The organism is Micromonospora sp. NBC_01638 (assembly GCF_045209745.1).
Lineage (GTDB): Bacteria > Actinomycetota > Actinomycetes > Mycobacteriales > Micromonosporaceae > Micromonospora.
In genome coordinates, this window is record NZ_CP109273.1 from 3,980,378 (window position 1) to 4,001,303 (window position 20,926).

A 20,926-nucleotide genomic window follows, 5' to 3' on the forward strand; every position below is an offset into this window, starting at 1 on the left:
ACCAGTATCCGCGTTCAGCGGGCGGCGCGGGCCGCAGCGGTCAACGCGCGGTGCAGCAGCCGGGAATCGCCGAGCAGAGCACGCAGTCGGCGCTCCAGGCCGGCGATCGGGATCAGATTCTGTGGGGCCCGCGGATCCTTGTACGGGGTGGAGGCGAAGCGGGGCAGGGTGACCAGCGACAGGTCGGCCAGCTCGATCGCCGCCTCGACGGGCAGGTCGGCCGAGCACTCCACCCGGACGATGCCCGCCCACGGCGCGCCGATCGCCACCGGCAGCCGTAAATACCACGACCAGCCACCCCAGGCGGTGCCGAGCCGGAACACCGGCGAGCGCTCGCCCGACGCCAGACCGGTCACCACCGCGGTCAGCCGAGCATCGAGGTACTGGCTGTGCTGGGTCTTGATGTACCCGAGTGTGCGCGGCAACTGCCGGCGACTGCGCAACGGGCCGTCCACCACCAGCAGGTCATCGTCGACCCGGGCGGCGTCGGACACCGCCACCTCCAGCGCGGTCAGCGGGCCCTGCACGGCGGCCGGCAGCTTCGCCAGCTCACCGGTGCCACCCACCCGGTGCACCGGGTAACGGATCTGGCCCGCCACCACGTCCTGCGCCGACGGGCTCGCCGTGAACAACCCCCGGCCAACCCGGGTGCCGGCCAGCTGCGCCGCACCCCGACCCAGGTCGCACCGCACCACCCCGGCCGCGTACGAGGCGGCCAACCCGGGGAACGACCCGCCGTCGGTCTCGGCCGTCCAGATGCTCGCGTCGATCCGGCGAACCCCGTCGACCATCAGCACCACGTCGGGCGCCCGCACCCCCGGGCGTACCCCGATCGCCCGCCAGTCCACGGCGGGCAACTCCACGTCCGCGTCGACCTGCGCGCTGCTCGGCGCGGCCGGCCCGGCGGCGGACGCCTCGAACGACGCCCCGTACGCCGGATCCCACGAGTCGACGAAGAACGTGGCGTCGCTCACCGGCCGGTCCGTTCGACCCGCGCCGACCGGGCATCCTTGCGCACCTCGAAGCGGACCGGGATCCGCTCGGCCAACGCCGGCACATGCGTGACCACGCCGACCATCCGGTCGCCCCGGGCGGCCAGGTTTTCCAGCGTGGCGGCCACCGTGTCCAGGGTGGCCGCGTCGAGCGTGCCGAAGCCCTCGTCCAGGACGATCGACTCCAGGCTCGCCGCCGTGGTCGACATCCCGGCCAACTGCTCCGAGAGCGCCAACGCCAGCGCCAGCGACGCCTGGAACGTCTCACCCCCGGAAAGGGTGCGTACGCCCCGGCGCAGCCCCGCGTCGTGGTGGTCGACCACGAAGAACTCGCCCTTGTCGTGCACCAGCTCGTACTGGCCGGAGGAGAGCTCCCGCAGGATCCCCGACGCGCCGTCGACCAGCAGGTCCAACGCCTCGGCCAGCAACCACCGCTCGAAGTTGTTGGCCCGCAGGTGCCCGGCGAGCGCCCGCGCCACCTGCGCCTCCCGCTCGTGGCCCGCGCGCTGCTCGCGTAGCGTCCCGGCCTGCTCGCGGCGCTCCCGCAACCGCCGCCGGTCGGCGTCGGCCCGCTCCACCGCCACCGTCGCGGCGTGCACCGGGTCGTCACCGACCGGTACGTCGGCGACAGCGAACAAACCGGTGATATCCCGCTGCACCGCGTCGGCCACCGACTCGGCCTCGGCAACGGCGACGGCTCGGCCGGCCCGGTCGGCACGCCGGCGATCCGCCTCGGTCGTCGCCCAGCCGGTCAGCGCGGCCCACGCGGCAGCCACGTCGTCCCGATCGGTCGCGGGTGGGCCGAACCGGGCCAGCCCGTCGCGGGAGGTGTCGAAGGCCCGCCACGTCGCCCGCAGCCGCTCCTCGGCGGCGTCCACCCCGGCCCGGGCCTGGCGAGCGGTCTCGCGGCCGGCCCGGACCGCGGTCGCCGCCTCCTCCAGTGCGCGCCGCAACCGGGCGTGCTCGGCCAACTCCCGGCGCAGGACGGCCGGCTCGGCCACGCCAGCGAGCTGCCCATCAAGCTCGGCGAGTCGGGCTTCCAACTGCTCCTGCCGGGCCCGCGCCTGCACCAGCAGCCGCTCCAGGTCACGCGCCGCCGCGTCCCGCTGCTGCACGGTCGCCTGCGCGGCCTTGGTCGCGGCCCGCGCCGCCTTGCCGGCCGCCGTGGCGGCGGCCACCGCCGAATCGGCCGGCACCGCCGGCACCTCGGCCACCGGCTGTTCGCAGACCGGGCAGGCCGCGCCGGCCTGCAGGTGCACCCGCAGGCTGACCGCCAGGTCGGTGGCCTTCGCCTCCTCGTGTGCCCGGAAGGCCGCCTCCAGCTCGGTGTCGGCCCGCTCGGCGTTCGCACGGGCGGCGCCCAGCGCGACCACCGCCGCGGCGTGCTCGTCGTTCGCCGCACTCACCGTCGCGCGGACCGTGTCGGCCTCGCCGGACAGCCGGTCCCGATCGTCGTACGCCCGCAGCAGCAGTCGCACCGCGCTCTCGTCGCCGGCGCCAGCCAGCTCACCGCGCAGCTTCTCCTCCCGCTCCTCGGCCAGCGACACTCCGGCCGCCGCCGCCTCGGCCTCGGCCCGGGCCGCGGTGATCGCGCGGGCCACCTCGGCCACCCCGCCCGGCGCGCGCACCCCGGTCAACACGGTCAGCTCGTCGTCGAGGGCCGTCAGCGCCACCGCCGCCTCCCGCGCGGTGGCCCGGGCCTTCGCCAGCTCCGGCACCGCGACGGTCACCGCGGCCGCCAGCTCGACCATCCGGTCGACCCGGGCGTCGGCCTCGGCCAGCGCCTCGTCGTCCACGCCGGTCAGCCCGGCGAGCAGCTGATCGACCGCGTCGAGTCGGGCGTCCGCCTGCGCGGCGCGTGCGGTCGCCCGCTTCTGCACGTCCTCGTAGACACCGAGGCCGAGCAGGTTGACCAGGATCTGCTGCCGCGTCGCCGGCTTGGCGTGCAGGAAGTCGGCGAACTGCCCCTGCGGCAGCACCACACAGCTGGTGAACTGCTCGTACGGCAGCCCGACCGCCTCCAGCACCGCCTGCTCCATCTCGGCGGGAGTGCCGGCCACCACCTCGCCGAGGTCGTCCGGGCTCAACCCGGTGTCCAGTTTGGTCACGTCGAAGCCGGCCGGCATCAGCTGCAACCCGGCGTTCGCGGTCTTCACGTTGCCCCGGCCGTCCCGGCGTACCACCCGGGTGGCCACGTAGCGGGCCCCGCCGGACTCGAAGACCAACCGCACCCGGGCCTCGGTCGCCGACGGCGCGAGCGCGTTCGCCAACCCTCGGGCGCCACCCCAGCGGGGCACCATGCCATAGAGGGCGAAGCAGATGGCGTCCAGCACGGTGGACTTACCCGAACCGGTCGGACCGATCAGCGCGAAGAAGTCAGCGTCGGTGAAATCGACGGTGGTCTCGTCCCGGAAGACCGTGAACCCGGCCATGTCCAACCGCATCGGACGCATCAGTGTTCGACCTCCTCGAAGAGCTCGTCGAAGAGCTCCCGGACGCCCTCGTCGGCATGGCCCCGGCTGTCGAGGTAGTCGGCGAACAACTCCCGGGGCGAACGCCCCGAGCGTTGCGCGATGCGGGCGCCGCTGCCGGATGCGGCCAGCAGCTCCGGGTCGATCCGGATCTCCAGCGCCCGGGGGAGCAGCTCCTGGATCTCCTCGCGCAGGCCGGCGCGAGGTTGCTCCCGCACGTACACCCGCAGCCAGGCGTCCGGCGCCTCGATCTCGGCGAGCTGGGCCAGGGTGCCGCGCACCGTCCGCAGCGCGCTCGCCGCGGTCACCGGCACCTCGCGCACCCGGGCGGCGGTGCTGGCGGTCACCTCGACCAGCGTCACCGAGGGGACGTTTTCCTGCTCACCGAAGTCGACCGCGAGCGGGCTGCCGCTGTAGCGCACCGGGCAGGGGCCGATGACCCGCTGCGCCCGGTGCAGGTGGCCCAGCGCCACATAGTGCGCGGTGGCCGGGAAGACGGTGGCCGGGACGGCGTAGCCCAGCACCGTGTGCGCGTCGCGCTCGCCGCCGCCGGTGGCCGCGCCGGTCACCGTCAGGTGCGCGGTGACCAGGTGCACCCGGTCCGGTTCGGTGAAACCCTCGGTCAGCCGCCCCAGCACCCGGCCCAGGTGGTCGGCGTACGTCTGGTTGGTCTCCGCGGCGGTCAGCTCGTACATCTCCAGCGCGCGCACCGCGTACCGCTGCGACAGGAACGGCAACGCGGCCAGCTGCCACCGCTCACCGCCGGCGGTGGTGCCATCGATCACGTGCTCGTCCGGATTTTCCCGCACCCCGCCGCGCAAGGTGATGCCGGCGGCATCAGCCCACGGCCGCAGCGCGTCCAGCGCCGGGCCGTTGTCGTGGTTGCCGCCGATCGCGACCACATCCGCGCCGGTGCGTCGCAGCGCGGTCAACGCCCGGGTGACCAGGCGGGTCGCCTCCGAGGTGGGCGCGGCGGTGTCGTAGAGGTCGCCGGCGACGATCACCAGATCCGGCTCTTCGGCGCGGGCGATGTCGATCACCCCGGCCAGGACGGCCTTGTGCTCCTCGGCCCGGGACTGCCCCTTGAGCACCTTGCCCACGTGCCAGTCGGAGGTGTGCAGGATCTTCATGGCTTGTGCCGGCCCCTACCTAGAACGGGATGTCGTCGTCGGTGCTGCCGCCACCGGAGCCCACCACGGCGAACGGGTCGGCGGACTGGGTGATCGAGCGCAGCGTCTCCGATGGTGCCCGGCCCGCCTCGGAGACCCGGGTGGCCCAGGCCGGGAACGGGAACTCCAGGCAGAGCGGCACCGGGATGTCCGGCTGGTTGACGAACATGGTGCCCGGCTTGGCCAGCAGCGCCCGCTGTCGCTGCGCGGGCGGGAGGAAACCGTATTCCGGGCGGGAGGCTTCGGCCGGGTCGAGTCGGCCGACCACCCGGATCGCCGAGTTGGTGACGATCCGCCGCTCCACCTCGCTCGCCGTCTGTTGCGCCCCGATCAGGATCACCCCGAGCGAGCGGCCCCGCTCGGCGATGTCCAGCAGGACCTCCTTGATCGGGGAGGAGCCCTCCCGGGGGGCGTACTTGTTGAGCTCGTCGAGGACGACGAAGAGCAGCGGCTTGGCGGTGCCGGACTTTTCCTTGCGCTCGAACTCGCTCTTGAGCGTCACGCCGACCACGAACCGCTGGGCGCGGTCCGGAAGGTTGTGCAGGTCGACCACGGTGACCTGCGCGGACTCGCTGGTGTTGATCGAGTGCGGACGGCGGGTGGCGAGGTCACCGCGGATCAGCCGGGCGAGGTCCTTCTTACTGCCGATCAACCGTCGGGCGAACGCGTTGACGGTGCCCAGACCGACGGCGCTGCCCGCCCAGTCGGAGCGGGTCTCGTCGTCGTTGAGCTGGTCGACGATGTGGTCGACGAGATCGCCGTAGGAGCCGAGCCGGACCCCGTCGATGCTCACCCCGCCGTCGGCGGGCTGGGCGTAGCGGGCCAGGTGCGCGGCCACCGAGTGGACCACCATCGTGTACTGCTGGCGCTCGTCGTCGGCGTCGGCGAAGACGTACGGCAGCAGCCGGTCGGCGCAGAACTCGCTAAGCGTCCAGTAGAACGAATCCACCCCGGTGAGCCGGCTGCTCACATCCGGTGTGCCGGCCGCGTCACCGACCCGGGGCGGGGCGTACACCCGGACGTCGGGGAAGGCTCCGGCGCTCAACCCGAGCTTCGCGTACGCCGCGCGGGTGGGCTCGTCGAGGCGGGTGTTGGGGTGGTCCAGGAAGAGCAGATCCTCACCCTTGACGTTGAAGATCAGCGCTTTGGCGTTGACCGCGTCGCCACCCAGCACCCCGGAGCGGAAGACCGAGTAGAGCAGGAAGGTGGCGAAGCTGGTCTTGGTGGCCACCCCGGAGATGCCGGAGATGGAGACGTGCGCGCCCCGGCTGCCGTCGAGGAAGTCGGCGTTGAGGTAGACCGGCACCCCGTCGCGACCCATCCCCATCGGAATGCGCCGCTCCATCCGGTCGAAGTGCAGCGCGCGCGCCCGGGCGTCGCCCTCGGCCCGGTGCACCACCGCACCCGGGGTCGGCGGCACGTAGAGCTCCGGATCGACCCGCGTCGTGGTGATCTCGGCCGCCTCCTGCACCTGCGCGGGCAGCGTGCCATCGGCGATGGCGAACACGTCGGAGTCGAACTGGGCGCCCTCGTGCCGAGCGCGGACCTGGGTGACCACCCCGGCGATCGTCACCGGCTCCCGGTTGGGCAGCTCGCGCCGGGTGACCACCACGTCGTCGAGCTGGAGGTAGCTGCCGGGTGCCACGGCCGTCCAGAACTGCAACGGAGTGGCGTCGGCGGTGCCCAGCACCCGCCCGACCGCCTCGCCAGGACTGTCGAGGTCGGCGTCGGTCATCGGGCGACTCGGGTCGGTCGGGCATCACGGTCGGCGCGCATGCCCTGCATCCTGCCCGAGGAGTACGACAGGTCGCCACGCGACGCGGCGGACGACACCATGGCCCGTCACGCGCATGACGCTGGGTGCCCGGCCGGGAACATCGTGTCGCTGTCTCGGCCATCACCGGTCAAGGACGAACCGGTGTCACGGAGCGTGAGCGGGTGCGGAACGGTGGCCGCCAGGAGGCTCCCCGGTCCGCTGTTCTTCGGGTACGACGATCACTGACCACTCAACCTCAAGGCCGGCGGTCGCGTTATCCAGACATGGAGCCCGCATGAATGACGACTTCGACGCCTTCGTCTCGACCAGTGGTCCCCGGCTCCTGCGTTTCGCCGTTCTGATCACTGGCCAACGAGCGGACGCCGAGGACCTGTTGCAGGAGGTCCTGGTGCAGGCGTATCCGCGCTGGCGGGTGGTGCGGGAAAGGCAGCCGGAGGCCTACCTGCGCCGAGCGATGACCAACCGTCTGATCAGCCGCTGGCGCTCGCCGTGGAGTCGTCGTCGGGTCGCCGAGTTGCCGGACGACCCCGCGCAGCCGGACGAATCGAGTCGGGTGGACGACCGCGAACTGCTGTTGGACGCGCTGCGTCAACTCCCGCCCAGGATGCGGACCGTCGTGGTGCTCCGGTACTGGCTCGGTTGCTCCGAAGCTGAGACGGCCGCCGAGTTGGGCTGCTCCGCCGGTTCGGTGAAGAGCCAGGCATCCCGTGGTCTGCACCGCCTTCGGGCCCGTCTGGAAGGCGGTGCGACCCCCATCGACGTCGCGGAGGAGAACCATGCGTGACCACGATGTTGCCCGACTGCTCGATCACGCCGTCGCGACCGTCGAGCTGCCACCCGGCTTCACCACACGGGTCATCGTCGGCAGTCGGGCCCGGCGACGGCGACGTCTCCTGCTCTCCGGCGTTGCGCTGGTTGTCGTGGTGGCGATGGGAACCCTGCTGTTTCCACCGACTGGACCGCCCAGCCGCAGCGGCGGTGATGGGATCAGCGTCGCGGGCCCGAGCGTCCAGCCCGACGTCCTGGCCGGGATCGTCGGCTCCGACGGTAGGCCGGCCACGGGTGAGCAGGTAGTCGCGGTGGGCCGGACCGGAACGGAGACGGTGGTGGTGCTGCGCCGTACCGCGCGCGCGGAGGAGACGGCGAGTGGGGGTCGCGCGGCCGAGGTGTGGATCGCGGCCGATGGAGATCACCCGCGCCGGTCGGTGGACTACCTCTCGTACGACCTGGGCTGCCCTGATGGTGACCAGGTCTGTGCGGACGTCCGGTCCACCGGCGGCGGGCTGGGGCTTGCGGTCGCCCGCCGGGTGGGCGGTCGGCTCTTCGTCCTGGCGCAGGCGCCCGAGGGTCGTGCGGTCGAGGTGGTCGCCAACGGCGTGCGACAACCGGTCGGTGCGGCGTCGTACGGTGCGGTGGTCGAAGTGGTCGCCGACGACCCGTACGACGAGGTGCAGGTGTGGGTGACCCTGGCAGACGGCAGGCGCTATCGGATCGTGTGGGCGCCCGGGTCCGTGCTCACCGACTGAGGCAGCTCCTTCAGGCATGGCTGCCCGGATCTGTCATCGCAACGATGTGGCATCTGGTCGCTGTATCAGCGGCCCAGAATCGGCAACGAACGAACCCGGACCGAATCCTCACCGAGAACGACAATGGCTCCCCGCTGAAGGTCATCCAGCACTGGCGGCAGGTTGGCGAGGATAATTGACACGACCTGGTCGGCACGACGGCTGCTGATGCGGCGAACCAGCAGGATCGACGGACCAGGTGCCCGGGACGCGGCGAGGAGAGTGCCGAAATCAGTGTCAGCCGAGATCAGGACGCTTCGGTCCGCGAGGGCCTTTGCCATCACTTTCTCGTCCGGGGCCGCACTCAGGCCGTGCTCGCGAACATGTGTGGCCTCGTGGCCCGCCCCCGTCAGCCCTGCCGCGACCTTCGGTGACAGGTTGTTGTCGACCAGGAACCTCATGCCGCATGTCGCAAGGGCAGTTCCCGTTCCCGCACCGCCTCAGCGGCGTACCGCAGGGCTTCCTCGACGTCGGCCGGGGTGAGATCCGGAAGGTCGGTGACGATCTCCTCGGTCGTCATACCGTCCGCGATCATCGTGACGACGGTCGCGACCGGAATCCGCAGCCCGCGGATGCAGGGCATACCGCCCATGACCGAGGCATCGATGGTAATTCGTTCGAACCTCATCCGACCATCGTAGTCGCGTTGCCTGCTTGCTCCAGTGTTATGGGCGGGCGTGGCGGAGCAGGAGGACGCCGTCCTCGGCGGCGAGCACGTGCCGTAGCGGCAGGTGCCGGGGCGGCACGTGCTCGCCGGCGGTGATCCGGCCCGGTCCGGGCCCCGCGAGCAGTGGTGAGACGGTGAGGCACAGCTCGTCCACCAGGTCGGCGGCGGTGAGGGCGCCGAACAGGTGTGGCCCGCCCTCGCAGAGCAGCTGGGTCACCCCGCGTCGGTGCAGCTCGGCGAGGCCAGCGGCCAGGTCGACCCGCTCGGTGCCGCAGCGCAGCAGGTCGGCGACGTCGGTCAGGCCGGGCGGCGGGTCGGCGTCGGCGTGGGTGAGCACGATCGGGCGGACCGGCGCGTCGGCGAAGGCCGCCTGCGCCGGGTCCAGGTCGAGCGAACGGGAGACGACCACCAGTGTCGGGTATTCCGCCAGCCCGTGGTCACGGCGCCAGGCGCGGCGCTTCTCGTTCAGCCGGATTGCCCGGTACCCCTCGTGGCGAAGCGTGCCGGCCGCCACCACCAGCGCGTCGCAGACCATCCGTAGCAGGCCGAACACCCGCTTGTCCGGCTCGCCGGAGAGCCCGGCGGAGTAGCCGTCCACGGTGACCGCGCCGTCCAGGCTGGTGACGAAGTTGACCCGTAGTCGAGGCCGGTCGGCGCGGCCGTAGAGGGCGGTCAGCGCGGCGTCGTCGAGCGGCTGCGTCGACGGCTCGGGCCAGAGCCGTCGGATCGGAATTCCGACGGTCATTCGCCGGCCGGACCGGTGACCGGAGGGGTCGGTTCGGCGGTACGGTGCTGGCAGTCGCACCAGTTCCGGCCCGGGCAGTCGTCGTGTCGCCGGGCCCGGCACGCTCGGCAGATCATGCTCGCAGCCTAAGCCGCGGGAGGACAGGACAGCATGCCGCGTCAGATCTTCCAGCTGAAGATGTCCCTTGCCGGTGTCCGTCCGCCGGTGTGGCGCCGGGTGCTCGTCCCGGCCGGCTACACGTTGGACCGGCTGCACCGGGTGGTGCAGCACGCGATGGGTTGGCGGGACTGCCACCTGCACTCGTTCGAGATCGACGCCATGCAGTACGGCGAGCCCGACCCGGACGGGGAGTTGGCGCTGCATGACGAGCTGGACGTGCGGTTGGACGCGGTGCTCGGCAAGGGCAGCCGGTTCTCCTACACGTACGACTTCGGCGACTGGTGGGAGCACGACCTGGTCGTGGAGGACGCGCTGACGGTCGACCCGGACGAGCGGTACCCGGTCTGCCTGGACGGCGAGCAGGCCTGCCCGCCGGAGGGTGTCGGCGGGCCGTCGGGCTATCAGGCGCTCCTGGTCGCGCTCGACGACCATGCCGGCCCGGCCGACCTCGCCAACCCGCGGCACGCGCTGCTGCTCGACTGGGCGGGCTCCACGTTCGACCCGTCCCGCTTCGACCCCGACCGCGCAACCACCCTGCTCCGCCGCTTCTGCTGACCCCACCCCATTCGGGGGTTGAGGGGCGGTAACGATCTGGGAACGCTCCCATCGTTCTATTGACACTCCTGGTACCCGCCGGCAATCTCATGGGAGCGCTCCCGGAGGTGGCATGGATCACTCACGCATCCCCGGCCTGGCGCGATGAGTACCCCCCACCACACCCATTCAGCCTCACCACCGGAAAGAGGGGTCAGCGCATGAGTGTCACCACGCGGCGTACCCGCCTGGCGGCCGCTGCCCTGGCTGCGATCACCGCAATCGGCGGTCTCGCGGCCTGCGGCAACGACGACGACAAGCCGGCTGCCGGCGAGAAGCCGGCCAAGCTGGTCGTCGACACCTTCGGCGAGATGGGCTACGACGAGCTCGTCAAGCAGTACGAGAAGGACACCGGCATCAAGGTCGAGCTGCGCAAGACCGCGCAGCTCGGTGAGTACCGGCCGAAGCTGGTCCGCTACCTGGCCACCGGCAAGGGCGCGGCGGACGTCACCGCCCTGGAAGAGGGCATCCTCAACGAGTTCAAGCCCAACGCGCGCAACTGGGCCGACCTCACGCCGCTGGTCGCCGACCACTCGAAGGAATACCTGCCCTGGAAGTGGGAGCTGGGCAAGGCGCCGGACGGCCGGCTGATCGGCCTGCCGACCGACGTCGGCAGCCTCGCCGTCTGCTACCGCAAGGACCTGTTCCAGGCGGCCGGCCTGCCCACCGAGCGCGACCAGGTGTCGGCGCTCTGGTCGGACTGGAAGGGCTTCCACGAGGCCGGCCTGAAGTACAAGCAGGGCAGCGGCGGCAAGGCGTTCATCGACTCGATCACCGCTGTCTCCAGCGGTGTGCTCTTCCAGGGCAACGGTGACCTGTTCTACGACAAGGAAGACAACATCATCGCGGACACCAGCCCCGCGGTGAAGAACGCCTGGGACACCGCCACCTCGATGGCGGACATCTCGGCCAAGGCGCAGACCTGGTCGCCGGAGTGGTCGGGTGGCTTCAAGCAGGGCACCTTCGCGGCCACCTTCTGCCCGTCCTGGATGCTCGGCATCGTCTCGGACAACTCCGGTCCGGCCAACAAGGGCAAGTGGGATGTCGCGGCCGTGCCGGGTGGCGGCGGTAACTGGGGCGGCTCGTGGCTTGCGGTTCCGGCGCAGAGCAAGTACCCGAAGGAGGCGGCGAAGCTCGCCGAGTACCTGACCAACGCGAAGAGCCAGGTGGAGGCCTTCAAGCTCAAGGGCCCGCTGCCCACCAACCTGGAGGCGCTGAAGAACGACGCGTTCCTCAGCTACACCAACGAGTACTTCAGCAACGCGCCGACCGGCAAGATCTTCGGCGAGAGCGTCGCCAAGATCCAGCCGGTCCACCTGGGCCCGAAGCACCAGGCGGTGAAGGAGAACGCGCTCGAGCCGGCCCTGCGGGCGTTCGAGAGCGGGCAGGCCGACAAGGCGAAGGCCTGGGAGCAGTTCACGAAGGACGCAAAGACTCAGGGTGCCTTCTGAGTGATTCCCTGCCGGTGGCGTTCGGGACTTCCCGGACGCCACCGGCCGGTCCCCTCCGCGGAGCGCCCTGCGCGAGGGCCCCCGGGCCTCGCCGGAAAAGGAAACTCGCATGAGCCTGTCGGCCACGACGGCACCGCCGTCGCCAGCAGCACCGCCTTCTCCCGATGTCTCTTCCCGACGTCGCCGGGAAAGGTTATTCAACCGCCTCGATGTCAAGTACTCGCCGTACCTCTACATCGCCCCGTTCTTCCTGATCTTCGGCGCTTTCGGGTTGTACCCGATGGTGCGCACCGCCTGGATGTCGCTGCACGACTGGGACATGATCGGCGACCGCTCGTTCATCGGCTTCGACAACTACACCCGGCTGGCGTCCGACGAGTACTTCTGGAACGCGCTGGTCAACACGTTCGGCATCTTCGCCCTGTCGACCATCCCGCAGCTGTTGCTCGCCCTCTTCCTGGCGAACCTGCTCAACCGGGCCTTCCTGCGCGCCAAGACCTTCTTCCGGATGGCCATCTTCATGCCGAACGTGGTGTCGGTGGCCGCGGTCGCGATCGTCTTCGGAATGCTGTTCCAGCGGGAGTTCGGCCTCTTCAACTGGCTGCTCAGCCTCGTCGGTGTCGACCCGGTCGACTGGGACGGGCAGCGGTGGAGTTCCTGGTTCGCCATCTCCTCGATGGTCAACTGGCGGTGGACCGGGTACAACACCCTGATCCTGCTCGCCGGCATGCAGGCGATTCCGAAGGACCTCTACGAGGCTGCGGCGATCGACGGCGCCAGCCAGTGGCGGCAGTTCTGGCAGATCACCCTGCCCATGCTCAAGCCCACCTTCATCTTCGTGGTCATCCTGTCCACGATCGGCGGCATGCAGCTCTTCACCGAGCCCCTGCTCTTCGGCAACGGCAGCATCATCGGCGGCAACCAGCGGGAGTTCCAGACGCTGGCCATGTACATGTACGAGATGGGCATCGTGAACCTGAACACCGCCGGCTACGGAGCGGCGGTCGCCTGGGCGATCTTCATGATCATCGTCGTGGTGTCGCTGTTCAACTTCCTACTCGTCCGCCGCTCGGCGAAGTGAGGAGAGATCGATGATCTCGGCTTCCCAGCGCCTGTGGCGCACCAGCCCGCTGACCTACGTGGCACTCGTCCTGGCGGCGCTGCTGTCGATCTACCCGTTCTACTACATGATGGTGATCGGCAGTCGCAGCCTGGACTCCATCAACGACGTGCCGCCGCCGCTGACCCCCGGTGGCGCGTTCGGTGACAACTTCGGGCGCGTGCTCGACAACGACGCCGCCAACTTCCTCACCGGCATGATGAACTCGATCATCGTCTCCTCGGTGGTCACCCTGTCGGTGGTGCTCACCGGCTCGCTGGCCGGGTTCGCCTTCGCCAAGCTGAAGTTCCGGGGCAGCAACGCTCTCCTGCTGGCGATCATCATCACCATGATGATCCCGACCCAGATGGGCCTCATCCCGCTCTGGGGCATGATGCAGGACCTGGGGTGGTACGACACCCTCTACGCGGTCACCGTGCCGTTCCTGGTCAGCGCCTTCGGCGTGTTCATGATGCGGCAGTACGCCAGCCAGGCGATCTCCGACGAGCTGATCGAGGCTGGCCGCGTCGACGGGGCGAGCACGTTCCGGATCTACTGGAGCATCGTGCTGCCCGCACTGCGCCCCGCCGCCGGTGTCCTCGGTCTGCTGACCTTCATGGAGACCTGGAACTCGTTCATCTGGCCGTACGCCATCCTCACCCCGGAGAACCCGACCCTGCAGGTCTCACTCTCCTTCCTCTCGTACGCCTACTACACCGACTACTCCCAGGTGTTCGCCGCCACGGCGATCGGCACCATCCCCCTGGTGCTCGTCTTTCTCGTGTTTGGCCGCCAGATCATCGGCGGGATCATGGAAGGTGCCGTCAAGTCGTGAGCAACCCCGCCAGCCCACTCGCCGTGGATGTCCTCGACGAGCGCCCCGGGCTGACCTTTCCACCCGGTTTCCTGTGGGGGGCCGCGACCGCGGCGTACCAGATCGAGGGGGCGGCGGCCGAGGACGGCCGCACCCCGTCGATCTGGGACACCTTCAGCCACACCGACGGTCGGATCGTCGCCGGGCACACCGGCGACGTGGCCTGCGACCACTACCACCGGCTCGGCGGCGATGTCGCGCTGATGGCCGAGCTGGGCCTGAAGTCGTACCGTTTCTCGGTCTCCTGGAGCCGCGTGCAGCCCGGCGGCACCGGCGCGGCCAACCCGCAGGGCCTGGATTTCTACCGGCGGCTGGTCGACGACCTGCTGGCCAACGGCATCGAGCCGTGGCTCACCCTCTACCACTGGGACCTGCCGCAGCCCCTGGAGGACGCCGGCGGCTGGCCGGCCCGGGACACCGCGGCCCGCTTCGCCGACTACACGACGCTGGTCGCCGACGCGCTCGGTGACCGGGTGCGCTACTGGACCACGCTGAACGAGCCGTGGTGTTCCGCGTTCCTCGGCTACGGCTCAGGCGTGCACGCCCCCGGTCGCACCAACGGGGCGGACGCGGTCCGCGCCGGGCACCATCTGATGCTCGGTCATGGCCTGTCCGTCCAGGCGCTGCGGGCCGCCCGGCCGACCGCCGAGGTGGGTGTGACGGTCAACCTCTACCCGGTCGACCCGGCCAGCGACGCCCCTGCCGACGTGGACGCGGCCCGGCGGATCGACGGGTTGGCCAACCGGTTCTTCCTCGACCCACTGCTACGCGGGTCGTACCCGGAGGATCTGGTGGCCGACCTGAGCGTGGTGACCGACTTCGACCACGTGCACGACGGCGATCTGGCGACCATCTCCGCACCGCTGGACCTGGTCGGGATCAATTACTACAGCCGGCACGTGGTCGCCGCCCCGACCGGTGGCAACGAGGCGGCGTCGGCCCCCTCGTGCTGGCCGGGCAGCGAGGACGTCCGGTTCGTGACCCGGGGCGTCCCGGTCACCGACATGGGCTGGGAGATCGACGCTCCGGGCCTGCTTGAGACGCTGCGCCGGGTGCACGACTACACCGATCTCCCCCTGTACGTCACCGAGAACGGCTCCGCGTTCGTCGACACGGTGGTCGACGGGCAGGTCGACGACGTCGACAGGTTGGCCTACTTCGACGCCCATCTGCGTGCCACCCACGAGGCGATCGACGCCGGGGTGCCCCTGCGGGGCTACTTCGCCTGGTCGCTGATGGATAATTTCGAATGGGCCTGGGGTTACACGAAGCGGTTCGGCATGATCCATGTCGACTACGACAGCCAGGTCCGCATCCCCAAATCCAGCGCCAAGTGGTACGCCTCGGTGATCCGGCGCAACGGTCTGGCCGCACAGTAGGCTCGGGCCAGCCATCAGGACGGCCCCGGCGTCCACCTCCCGCAGGTGGCGCCGGGTCCGCCCGCCGTCGGAGGAGCAGACGATGACAACGCAGCGCACCCGGTCGCTCGGGCGCCCGACCCTCGATGCGGTCGCGGCGCGCGCCGGCGTGGGGCGGGGCACGGTCTCCCGCGTGGTCAACGGCTCGCCCCAGGTCAGCCCGGAGGCCCGGGCCGCGGTCCAACAGGCCATCGCCGAGCTGGGGTACGTGCCGAACCGGGCCGCCCGTGCGCTCGTCACCCAGCGGACCGACTCCGTCGCGCTGGTGGTGTCCGAATCCGGCGAGCGGGTCTTCACCGAGCCGTTCTTCGCCGCGATCGTGCGGGGGATCAGCTCCGGGCTGCTGGAGACGCCGATGCAGCTCTGGCTGGCCATGGCACAGTCGCCGGTGGAGCGGGAGCGGGTCGAGCACCACCTCACCAACCAGCACGTCGACGGCGTACTGCTGCTGTCGTTGCACGACTCCGACCCGCTGCCGACGCTGCTGGAGGAGCGCGGCCTGCCCGCCGTGCTCGGCGGTCGGCCCGCCCGCATGCTGCAACCCGGCGCCCAACCGGCCTGGTTTGTCGACGTGGACAACGTTGGCGGAGCCCGGCAGGCGGTGGAGTATCTGGCGAGGCAGGGGCGGCGACGCATCGCCACCATCGCCGGAACGCAGGACATGGGCGTCGGCCTGGCCCGGTTGACCGGCTACACCGAGGCGATCAAGGCCACCGGAGCCGGCGTCGACCCCGACCTGATCGCGTACGGCGATTTCAGCGAGAGCAGCGGCGCGGCCTGCATGCGCAGGCTGCTGGACGTCTGCCCGGACCTGGACGCCGTCTTCGTCGCGTCCGACCTCATGGCGTTCGGCGCGCTGCGGACCCTGCGCGAGGCCGGCCGGCGCGTGCCCGAGGACGTCGCGGTGATCGGCTTCGACGACGCGACGATCGCCCAACAGGCCGAGCCGCCGCTGACCACGGTCTTCCAGCCGGTGGAGGAGATGGGCCGGCAGATGGCCCGCCTGCTGGTAGCCCGGATCCGCGGCGAGGACCTCCCGGCCCCACACATCCTCCTGGACACCCAGCTGGTCCACCGCGCCTCCGCCTGAACCCCACGCGGCCCTGGGCCCCTCGGCCGGCGGCGCCGGGATGATCAGTAGACCGGGAGGGTGATGGCGGTGGCCGCCTTGTGGATCGGCTCGATCATCTTCGCCATGAGGCGGTCCTTGCCCGGAAGCCGCGCCATCAGCGAGAGCAGTGCCATGGAGAGCCGCACCTGCCCCCGGGTGCGCATGACCATGCGTTTGACGTTGGCCGGTCCGAGCTTCTGGTTCCGCGCGACGAACGGCCGCATCCGCTGCTCGTAGCCGTCGAACCCCGCGTGGTGGTCTCCGTCGGCGGCGGCGAGCTCCCCGGCGAGGACGTACCCGCCGACGAGCGCGAGGCTGGTGCCCTGCCCGGATGCGGGCGACGCGCAGTAGGCGGCGTCACCGGTCAGCGCCACCCGCCCGGTCGACCACCGGTCCATGTGCACCTGGCTGAGGGAGTCGAAGTAGAAGTCGGGGGCGTTGTCCAGGCCGGCGAGCAGGCGGGGCACCTCCCAGCCCTCGCCTGCGTACGCCGCTCGCACCAGCCGCCGCTGTTCGGCGCGGTGCTGGCGGCCCTGCGGCTGTGACCCGGCGCTGAACAGGAACATCGCCTTGGCGGTGGCGTCCCGCGCGGTGCTGTAGATCAGGGCGGTCCGGCCCGGACCGACGTAGGTCAACTCCTCCCTGTCCAGTTTCAAATGGTTGGGGACGCTGAAGATCGAGATGTGGTAGCCGAGGTCGCGGACGAACTGGCTCTCGGGCCCGAAGGCGAGCGCCCGCGTGTGGGAGTGCAATCCGTCGGCGCCGACCACCAGGTCGTAGACGGCGCTGTCGCCGCTGTCGAACGTGACCGCCACGCCGTCGTCGGCGTGGGTCAACCGGGCGATGGAGTCGTTGAAGCGGTAAGCCACGTCGCCGGCGGTCACGCGGTAAAGGAGGCGGTTGAGGTCGCCGCGCAGGATCTCCGCGTCGCCGTGGACCCGTCCGCCGAAGGTGTCGCCATCCATGCTGGCGATCCGCTTGCCCGTCGCGTCGACCACCGAGCCCGCCCGCACGTCGGTGCGGAGCCGGCGGATCTCGTCCAGCACGCCCATCCGCTCGACGACGTCCAGCGCCGCGCCCCTGACGTCGACCTTGTATCCGCCGTCGCGGATCGCCGGTGCCTGCTCCACGACCGTCGGGGTGAAGCCGTGCCGGTGCAGCCAGTAGGCGAGCGTGAGGCCGGCGACGCCCGCACCGGAGATCAGAACGCTCTTGTTCTTCGTCATGCCCCGACGGTACAAGTGTTTTAGACGTTTGTGCAAGACGGATGTCTAAAACTTTGTGTAGGCTGCGGTCATGGGAAACCGAGAGGACCTGCTGGTCGCCGCGAAACGCTGCCTCTACGAGAAGGGGTACGCCCGGACAACCGCCCGCGACATCGCCACCGCCGCAGGGGTCAGCCTCGCCGCGATCGGCTATCACTACGGGTCCAAGGAGGCGCTGCTGAACGCGGCGTTGCAGCAGGCGATCGAGGAGTGGGGCGGCGACCTGGCGCGGCTGCTGACGTCCGAGGCCGAGGCCGGCCTGGCGGGGGACCGATTCGCCAGGACCTGGACGAAGGTGATCGACTCGTTCGCCGCCACCCGCCCCCTCTGGGAGGTCCAGTTCGAGCTGCTGGCGCACATCGAACGGACGCCCGAGCTGCGCAGTACGCTCGCTGACGCGCACCGGCAGGCCAGACTCGGTCTCGCCGAACTCTTCGGGTACGACGCCGCGTACGACGAGCGGAGAGCGCTGCGGATGGGAGCCTTCTACCAGGTCCTACTCGGCGGCCTGGCGGCCCAGTGGCTCGCCGACCCGGCCGGTGCACTCTCCGGCAGCGACCTGCTCGAGGCCATGCGCACCGTCCTGACCGAGAACGACAAGACCCTCTGAACGCGGGCCCAGCGACCCGGCCTGGCACGCCCCTATCGGGTCGGGGTGGACCAGCGGCGGAGTTCACGCTTGGCGAGCGAGTTGCGGTGGACCTCGTCGGGGCCGTCGGCCAGGCGCAGGGTGCGGGTCTGTGCCCAGAGGGCAGCCAGTGGGGTGTCCTGGCTGACGCCCGCGCCGCCGTACCCCTGAATGGCCTTGTCGATCACCCACTCCGCCATCGCCGGGGTGCCGATCTTGATGGCCTGGATCTCGGTGTGTGCGCCCTTGTTGCCGACGGTGTCCATCAGCCAGGCAGTCTTGAGCACCAGTAAGCGGGCCTGCTCGATGCGCACCCGCGACTCGGCGATCCACTCCCGGACCACGCCCTGCTCGGCCAGCGGCCGGCCGAACGCGATCCGCTCGTTGGCCCGGCGGCAGAGCAGTTCCAGTGCCCGTTCGGCCATCCCGATCAGCCGCATGCAGTGGTGGATCCGGCCCGGACCCAGCCGGGCCTGGGCGATGGCGAAACCGGTGCCCTCGGTGCCGATCAGGTTCTCCGCCGGCACCCGGACGTTGGTGAAGTCGATCTCGGCGTGCCCACCGTGTGAACCGTCGGTGTAGCCGAAGACGGTCATGCCCCGGCGTACGGCCACACCGGGGGTGTCCCGGGGGACCAGCACCATGCTCTGCTGGCGGTGCCGGTCGGCGCCCGGGTCGGTCTTGCCCATCACGATGAAGATCTCGCAGCGTGGGTCCATCGCACCCGAGGACCACCACTTGCGTCCGTTGATCACGTACTCGTCGCCGTCACGGGTGATCCGGGTGGCGATGTTGGTGGCGTCGGAGGAGGCGACGTCCGGCCGCGCCTGCGGGCCTTCGCTTTCAGCTCGGCCAGCACCGGGGTACGCGACCACGGGTCGCCGGCGGCCACCTGCTCGGCGTGCACGGCCTCGGCCGGAAAGACGTGCTCGGTCAGGAACCGGGTGAGCTCGTCGCGCAACTCCTCGGTCCGGGTGTCGTATGCGAAGTCCATCACCGCTTCCTGGCGGCGGTCAGCCCGTGCGCGACCAGCGGTGCCACCATCTCGCCGATCCGGTCGAAGCCCTCGCCGAGCGTCTGCCCGAGCGTGTGGCGGTAGTGGATGCCCTCGCAGATGACCGCGAGCTTGAAACAGCCCAGCGCCACGTGCCAGTGCAGCGGCCCGACGTCCACGTCGCTGCGCCCGGCATACCGGTCGATCAGCTCGGTGCCGGTGGGGAAGCCGGCGCGCGGGCCGAGCCCGTCGGCGACCGGGTTGCCTGCGGCGGTGTCGTCGCCGCCCAGCACATCCCAGTACGTCAGCAGCAGCCCCAGGTCGGCGAGCGGGTCGCCGAGGGTGGCCATCTCCCAGTCGAGCACCGCGTGCACGGCCACCGGGTCGGCCGAGGCGAGGAGGTTGTCCAGCCGGTAGTCGCCGTGCACGATCCGGCCGGCGTTCGCGCCCTCCGGGGCGGTCGCCGCGAGCAGGTCACGTAGCTCGTCGATGCCGGGCAGTTGGCGGCTGCGCGAGCGGTCGAGCTGCCCGGCCCAGCGGCGGACCTGTCGGGCCAGGTAGCCCTCCGGGCGGCCGAAGTCACTCAGCCCGACCGAGGCCGGCTCGACGGTGTGCAGCGCGGCGAGCGTGTCCATCATCGCCATTGCGAGGGCCCGGCGTTGCTCGTCGCCCAGCGGGTCGGTCTGTGCGCGGGTGCGGAACACCTCGCCGGGCATCCGCTCCATGAGGTAGAACGGCGCGCCGATCACTTCCGGGTCGGTGCAGAGCAGCAGCGCGCCCGGGACCGGCACCTCGGTCGACGCCAGCGCCGAGATCACCCGGAACTCGCGGGCCATGTCGTGCGCGGTCGCCAGCACATGCCCCAGCGGGGGGCGGCGCAGCACGACCTCGCGGTCGCCGAGGTGCAGCAGGTAGGTGAGGTTGGATTTGCCGCCCGCGATCAGGTGGGCACGCGGCGGCCCGACGGCCAGCTCGGGTCGGTGCTGGGCCAGATAGTCGGCGAGCCGGTCCAGGGCGAGCCCTGCGGGGGAGACTGGAACGGCCTCCGGCCGCGATGCATCGACGGCCGGATCGCTCATCCGACTAGTTGATGGCAGCTCGCTCACGGTGTCAAGGTCAGATTTTCCCCTCAGGACATGGCCCGGCAACAGGGACGAAATGGTCAACGACCAGGCTGGGTCCAGCCTGCCGGCCGCTTCTGCCGGCCCGCCGAGCGGAGGGACAGACATGTTGCTGCGAGTTCGGGTCACCCTGCCGGACCGTCCGGGCACGCTGGGTCAGGTCGCTCGTACGTTGGGCATCTCCGGCGCGGACATCGTCCAGGTGGTGGTCCTCGAACGACTCGGCGGGCGCGCCGTGGACGACTTCACGGTCGTCTGGCCGGGCGCGGCGCGGGTGGAGCGGCTGCTGGCTGGCCTCGCGGCGATTCCGGGCGTGCGGGTGGACGGTGTGTGGCGGGCGATCGGCGCGCCCACCACCACCGGCCAGGACGCGGAGCTGTTGGCCCAGGTCGCGGCCAACCCGGCCGACGGGCTGGCCACCCTGGTCGACGCGGTGCCCGGGCTGCTGGCAGCCGACTGGGCCGTCGTCGCCGTGGTGCCGGTCGACTGGGCCTCGCGGACCGGGGGTGGCGGGGCGACCGTGGGGCACGCGAGCTGGCGTACCCCCGCACCCCTGCGGTTGCCGGAGGTGACCCCGCTGCGCGGTCGGTCGACGACCACGCCCGACGGCACCCACCACGCGATCGCGCCGTTCGGCCGGGCGGGCCTGGTGCTGGTGGTGGCCCGCGAGCACAGCGAAACCCTCTCCGCGGCCGCGTTCCACAGCACCGAGGTGGACCGGCTCAGCCAGCTCGTCCGGGCCAGCGCGGTGATCCTCGGTGACCGGCTGGACCTGGTCGGCGCGCCTCCGGTGGTCGCCGGCCCCTGAGCGCCCGAGGAGTTCCCG

19 protein-coding genes and 1 pseudogene are annotated in these 20,926 nt (G+C 70.9%); 10 read left to right on the forward strand and 10 right to left on the reverse strand.

Features of this window, described 5'->3' with window-relative positions; genetic code table 11:
• Positions 1-14: 14 nt before the first annotated feature.
• From OG811_RS18805 to OG811_RS18820, 4 genes are read right to left on the reverse strand one after another with little or no spacing between them, the layout of a single operon-like run.
• The gene (locus tag OG811_RS18805) at positions 15-974 is read right to left on the reverse strand and encodes a hypothetical protein (protein ID WP_406067497.1); all 960 of its coding nucleotides are present in this window, start codon (positions 972-974) and stop codon (positions 15-17) included.
• Positions 971-3,445: an AAA family ATPase gene (locus tag OG811_RS18810; protein WP_406067499.1), complete on the reverse strand. Its 2,475-nt coding sequence runs from the start codon at positions 3,443-3,445 to the stop codon at positions 971-973. The genes OG811_RS18805 and OG811_RS18810 overlap by 4 nt, the downstream gene beginning before the upstream one ends.
• Positions 3,445-4,593 carry an exonuclease SbcCD subunit D gene (locus OG811_RS18815; RefSeq protein WP_406067500.1) on the reverse strand — a complete coding sequence of 383 codons (1,149 nt, stop codon included), beginning with the start codon at positions 4,591-4,593 and terminating at the stop codon, positions 3,445-3,447. The genes OG811_RS18810 and OG811_RS18815 overlap by 1 nt, the downstream gene beginning before the upstream one ends.
• A gap of 19 nt (positions 4,594-4,612) precedes the next feature.
• Positions 4,613-6,367 carry an ATP-binding protein gene (locus OG811_RS18820; protein ID WP_406067502.1) on the reverse strand — a complete coding sequence of 585 codons (1,755 nt, stop codon included), beginning with the start codon at positions 6,365-6,367 and terminating at the stop codon, positions 4,613-4,615.
• A 316-nt stretch (positions 6,368-6,683) separates the two neighbouring features.
• On the opposite strand from OG811_RS18820, the gene OG811_RS18825 reads away from it, so the two are divergent.
• Both OG811_RS18825 and OG811_RS18830 read left to right on the forward strand, forming a co-directional pair.
• Entirely contained in the window at positions 6,684-7,193 is a 510-nt protein-coding gene (locus OG811_RS18825; protein ID WP_406067504.1) for a SigE family RNA polymerase sigma factor, read from the forward strand.
• Positions 7,186-7,935 carry a hypothetical protein gene (locus tag OG811_RS18830; RefSeq protein ID WP_406067505.1) on the forward strand — a complete coding sequence of 250 codons (750 nt, stop codon included), beginning with the start codon at positions 7,186-7,188 and terminating at the stop codon, positions 7,933-7,935. Before OG811_RS18825 ends, OG811_RS18830 begins: the two co-directional genes overlap by 8 nt.
• Positions 7,936-8,000: 65 nt before the next feature.
• Here the strand turns inward: OG811_RS18830 and OG811_RS18835 are convergent, their stop codons facing one another.
• The 3 genes from OG811_RS18835 to OG811_RS18845 are packed head-to-tail and all read right to left on the reverse strand — an operon-like array spanning position 8,001 to position 9,386.
• A complete protein-coding gene (locus OG811_RS18835) occupies positions 8,001-8,375 on the reverse strand; it encodes a DUF5615 family PIN-like protein (RefSeq protein WP_406067507.1) in 375 nt (124 codons plus the stop codon).
• A complete protein-coding gene (locus OG811_RS18840; protein WP_406067508.1) occupies positions 8,372-8,602 on the reverse strand; it encodes a DUF433 domain-containing protein in 231 nt (76 codons plus the stop codon). The genes OG811_RS18835 and OG811_RS18840 overlap by 4 nt, the downstream gene beginning before the upstream one ends.
• Positions 8,603-8,639: 37 nt before the next feature.
• Complete coding sequence (locus OG811_RS18845) at positions 8,640-9,386, reverse strand: pyrimidine reductase family protein (protein ID WP_406067510.1); 747 nt, start codon at positions 9,384-9,386, stop codon at positions 8,640-8,642.
• 150 nt (positions 9,387-9,536) lie between these two features.
• Between OG811_RS18845 and OG811_RS18850 the strand changes: the two genes are divergently transcribed.
• The 6 genes from OG811_RS18850 (at position 9,537) to OG811_RS18875 (ending at position 16,071) form a co-directional block, all read left to right on the forward strand.
• Positions 9,537-10,100 carry a plasmid pRiA4b ORF-3 family protein gene (locus tag OG811_RS18850; RefSeq protein ID WP_406067511.1) on the forward strand — a complete coding sequence of 188 codons (564 nt, stop codon included), beginning with the start codon at positions 9,537-9,539 and terminating at the stop codon, positions 10,098-10,100.
• A gap of 200 nt (positions 10,101-10,300) precedes the next feature.
• Positions 10,301-11,590 (forward strand): ABC transporter substrate-binding protein, encoded by a 1,290-nt coding sequence (locus OG811_RS18855; RefSeq protein WP_406067513.1) that lies wholly within the window; start codon positions 10,301-10,303, stop codon positions 11,588-11,590.
• A 109-nt stretch (positions 11,591-11,699) separates the two neighbouring features.
• On the forward strand, positions 11,700-12,671 hold the full coding sequence (locus OG811_RS18860; RefSeq protein ID WP_406067514.1) for a carbohydrate ABC transporter permease: 972 nt from the start codon (positions 11,700-11,702) through the stop codon (positions 12,669-12,671).
• Between the two features lie 10 nt (positions 12,672-12,681).
• Positions 12,682-13,524 carry a carbohydrate ABC transporter permease gene (locus tag OG811_RS18865; RefSeq protein WP_406067515.1) on the forward strand — a complete coding sequence of 281 codons (843 nt, stop codon included), beginning with the start codon at positions 12,682-12,684 and terminating at the stop codon, positions 13,522-13,524.
• Complete coding sequence (locus OG811_RS18870; RefSeq protein WP_406067517.1) at positions 13,521-14,942, forward strand: GH1 family beta-glucosidase; 1,422 nt, start codon at positions 13,521-13,523, stop codon at positions 14,940-14,942. Before OG811_RS18865 ends, OG811_RS18870 begins: the two co-directional genes overlap by 4 nt.
• Positions 14,943-15,024: 82 nt before the next feature.
• Positions 15,025-16,071: a LacI family DNA-binding transcriptional regulator gene (locus OG811_RS18875; protein WP_406067519.1), complete on the forward strand. Its 1,047-nt coding sequence runs from the start codon at positions 15,025-15,027 to the stop codon at positions 16,069-16,071.
• A gap of 44 nt (positions 16,072-16,115) precedes the next feature.
• Here OG811_RS18875 and OG811_RS18880 read toward each other — a convergent pair whose 3' ends face one another.
• On the reverse strand, positions 16,116-17,318 hold the full coding sequence (locus OG811_RS18880; RefSeq protein WP_406067521.1) for an FAD-dependent monooxygenase: 1,203 nt from the start codon (positions 17,316-17,318) through the stop codon (positions 16,116-16,118).
• Between the two features lie 70 nt (positions 17,319-17,388).
• Here OG811_RS18880 and OG811_RS18885 point away from each other — a divergent pair, with 70 nt between their 5' ends.
• Positions 17,389-17,967: a TetR/AcrR family transcriptional regulator gene (locus OG811_RS18885; RefSeq protein ID WP_406067523.1), complete on the forward strand. Its 579-nt coding sequence runs from the start codon at positions 17,389-17,391 to the stop codon at positions 17,965-17,967.
• A 32-nt stretch (positions 17,968-17,999) separates the two neighbouring features.
• Here the strand turns inward: OG811_RS18885 and OG811_RS18890 are convergent.
• A pseudogene (locus tag OG811_RS18890) lies at positions 18,000-18,979 on the reverse strand (acyl-CoA dehydrogenase family protein).
• Complete coding sequence (locus OG811_RS18895; protein WP_406067525.1) at positions 18,979-20,058, reverse strand: phosphotransferase family protein; 1,080 nt, start codon at positions 20,056-20,058, stop codon at positions 18,979-18,981. The pseudogene OG811_RS18890 and the gene OG811_RS18895 overlap by 1 nt, the downstream one beginning before the upstream one ends.
• 148 nt (positions 20,059-20,206) lie before the next feature.
• Here OG811_RS18895 and OG811_RS18900 point away from each other — a divergent pair, with 148 nt between their 5' ends.
• A complete protein-coding gene (locus OG811_RS18900) occupies positions 20,207-20,908 on the forward strand; it encodes an amino acid-binding protein (protein WP_406067526.1) in 702 nt (233 codons plus the stop codon).
• Positions 20,909-20,926 lie beyond the last annotated feature (18 nt).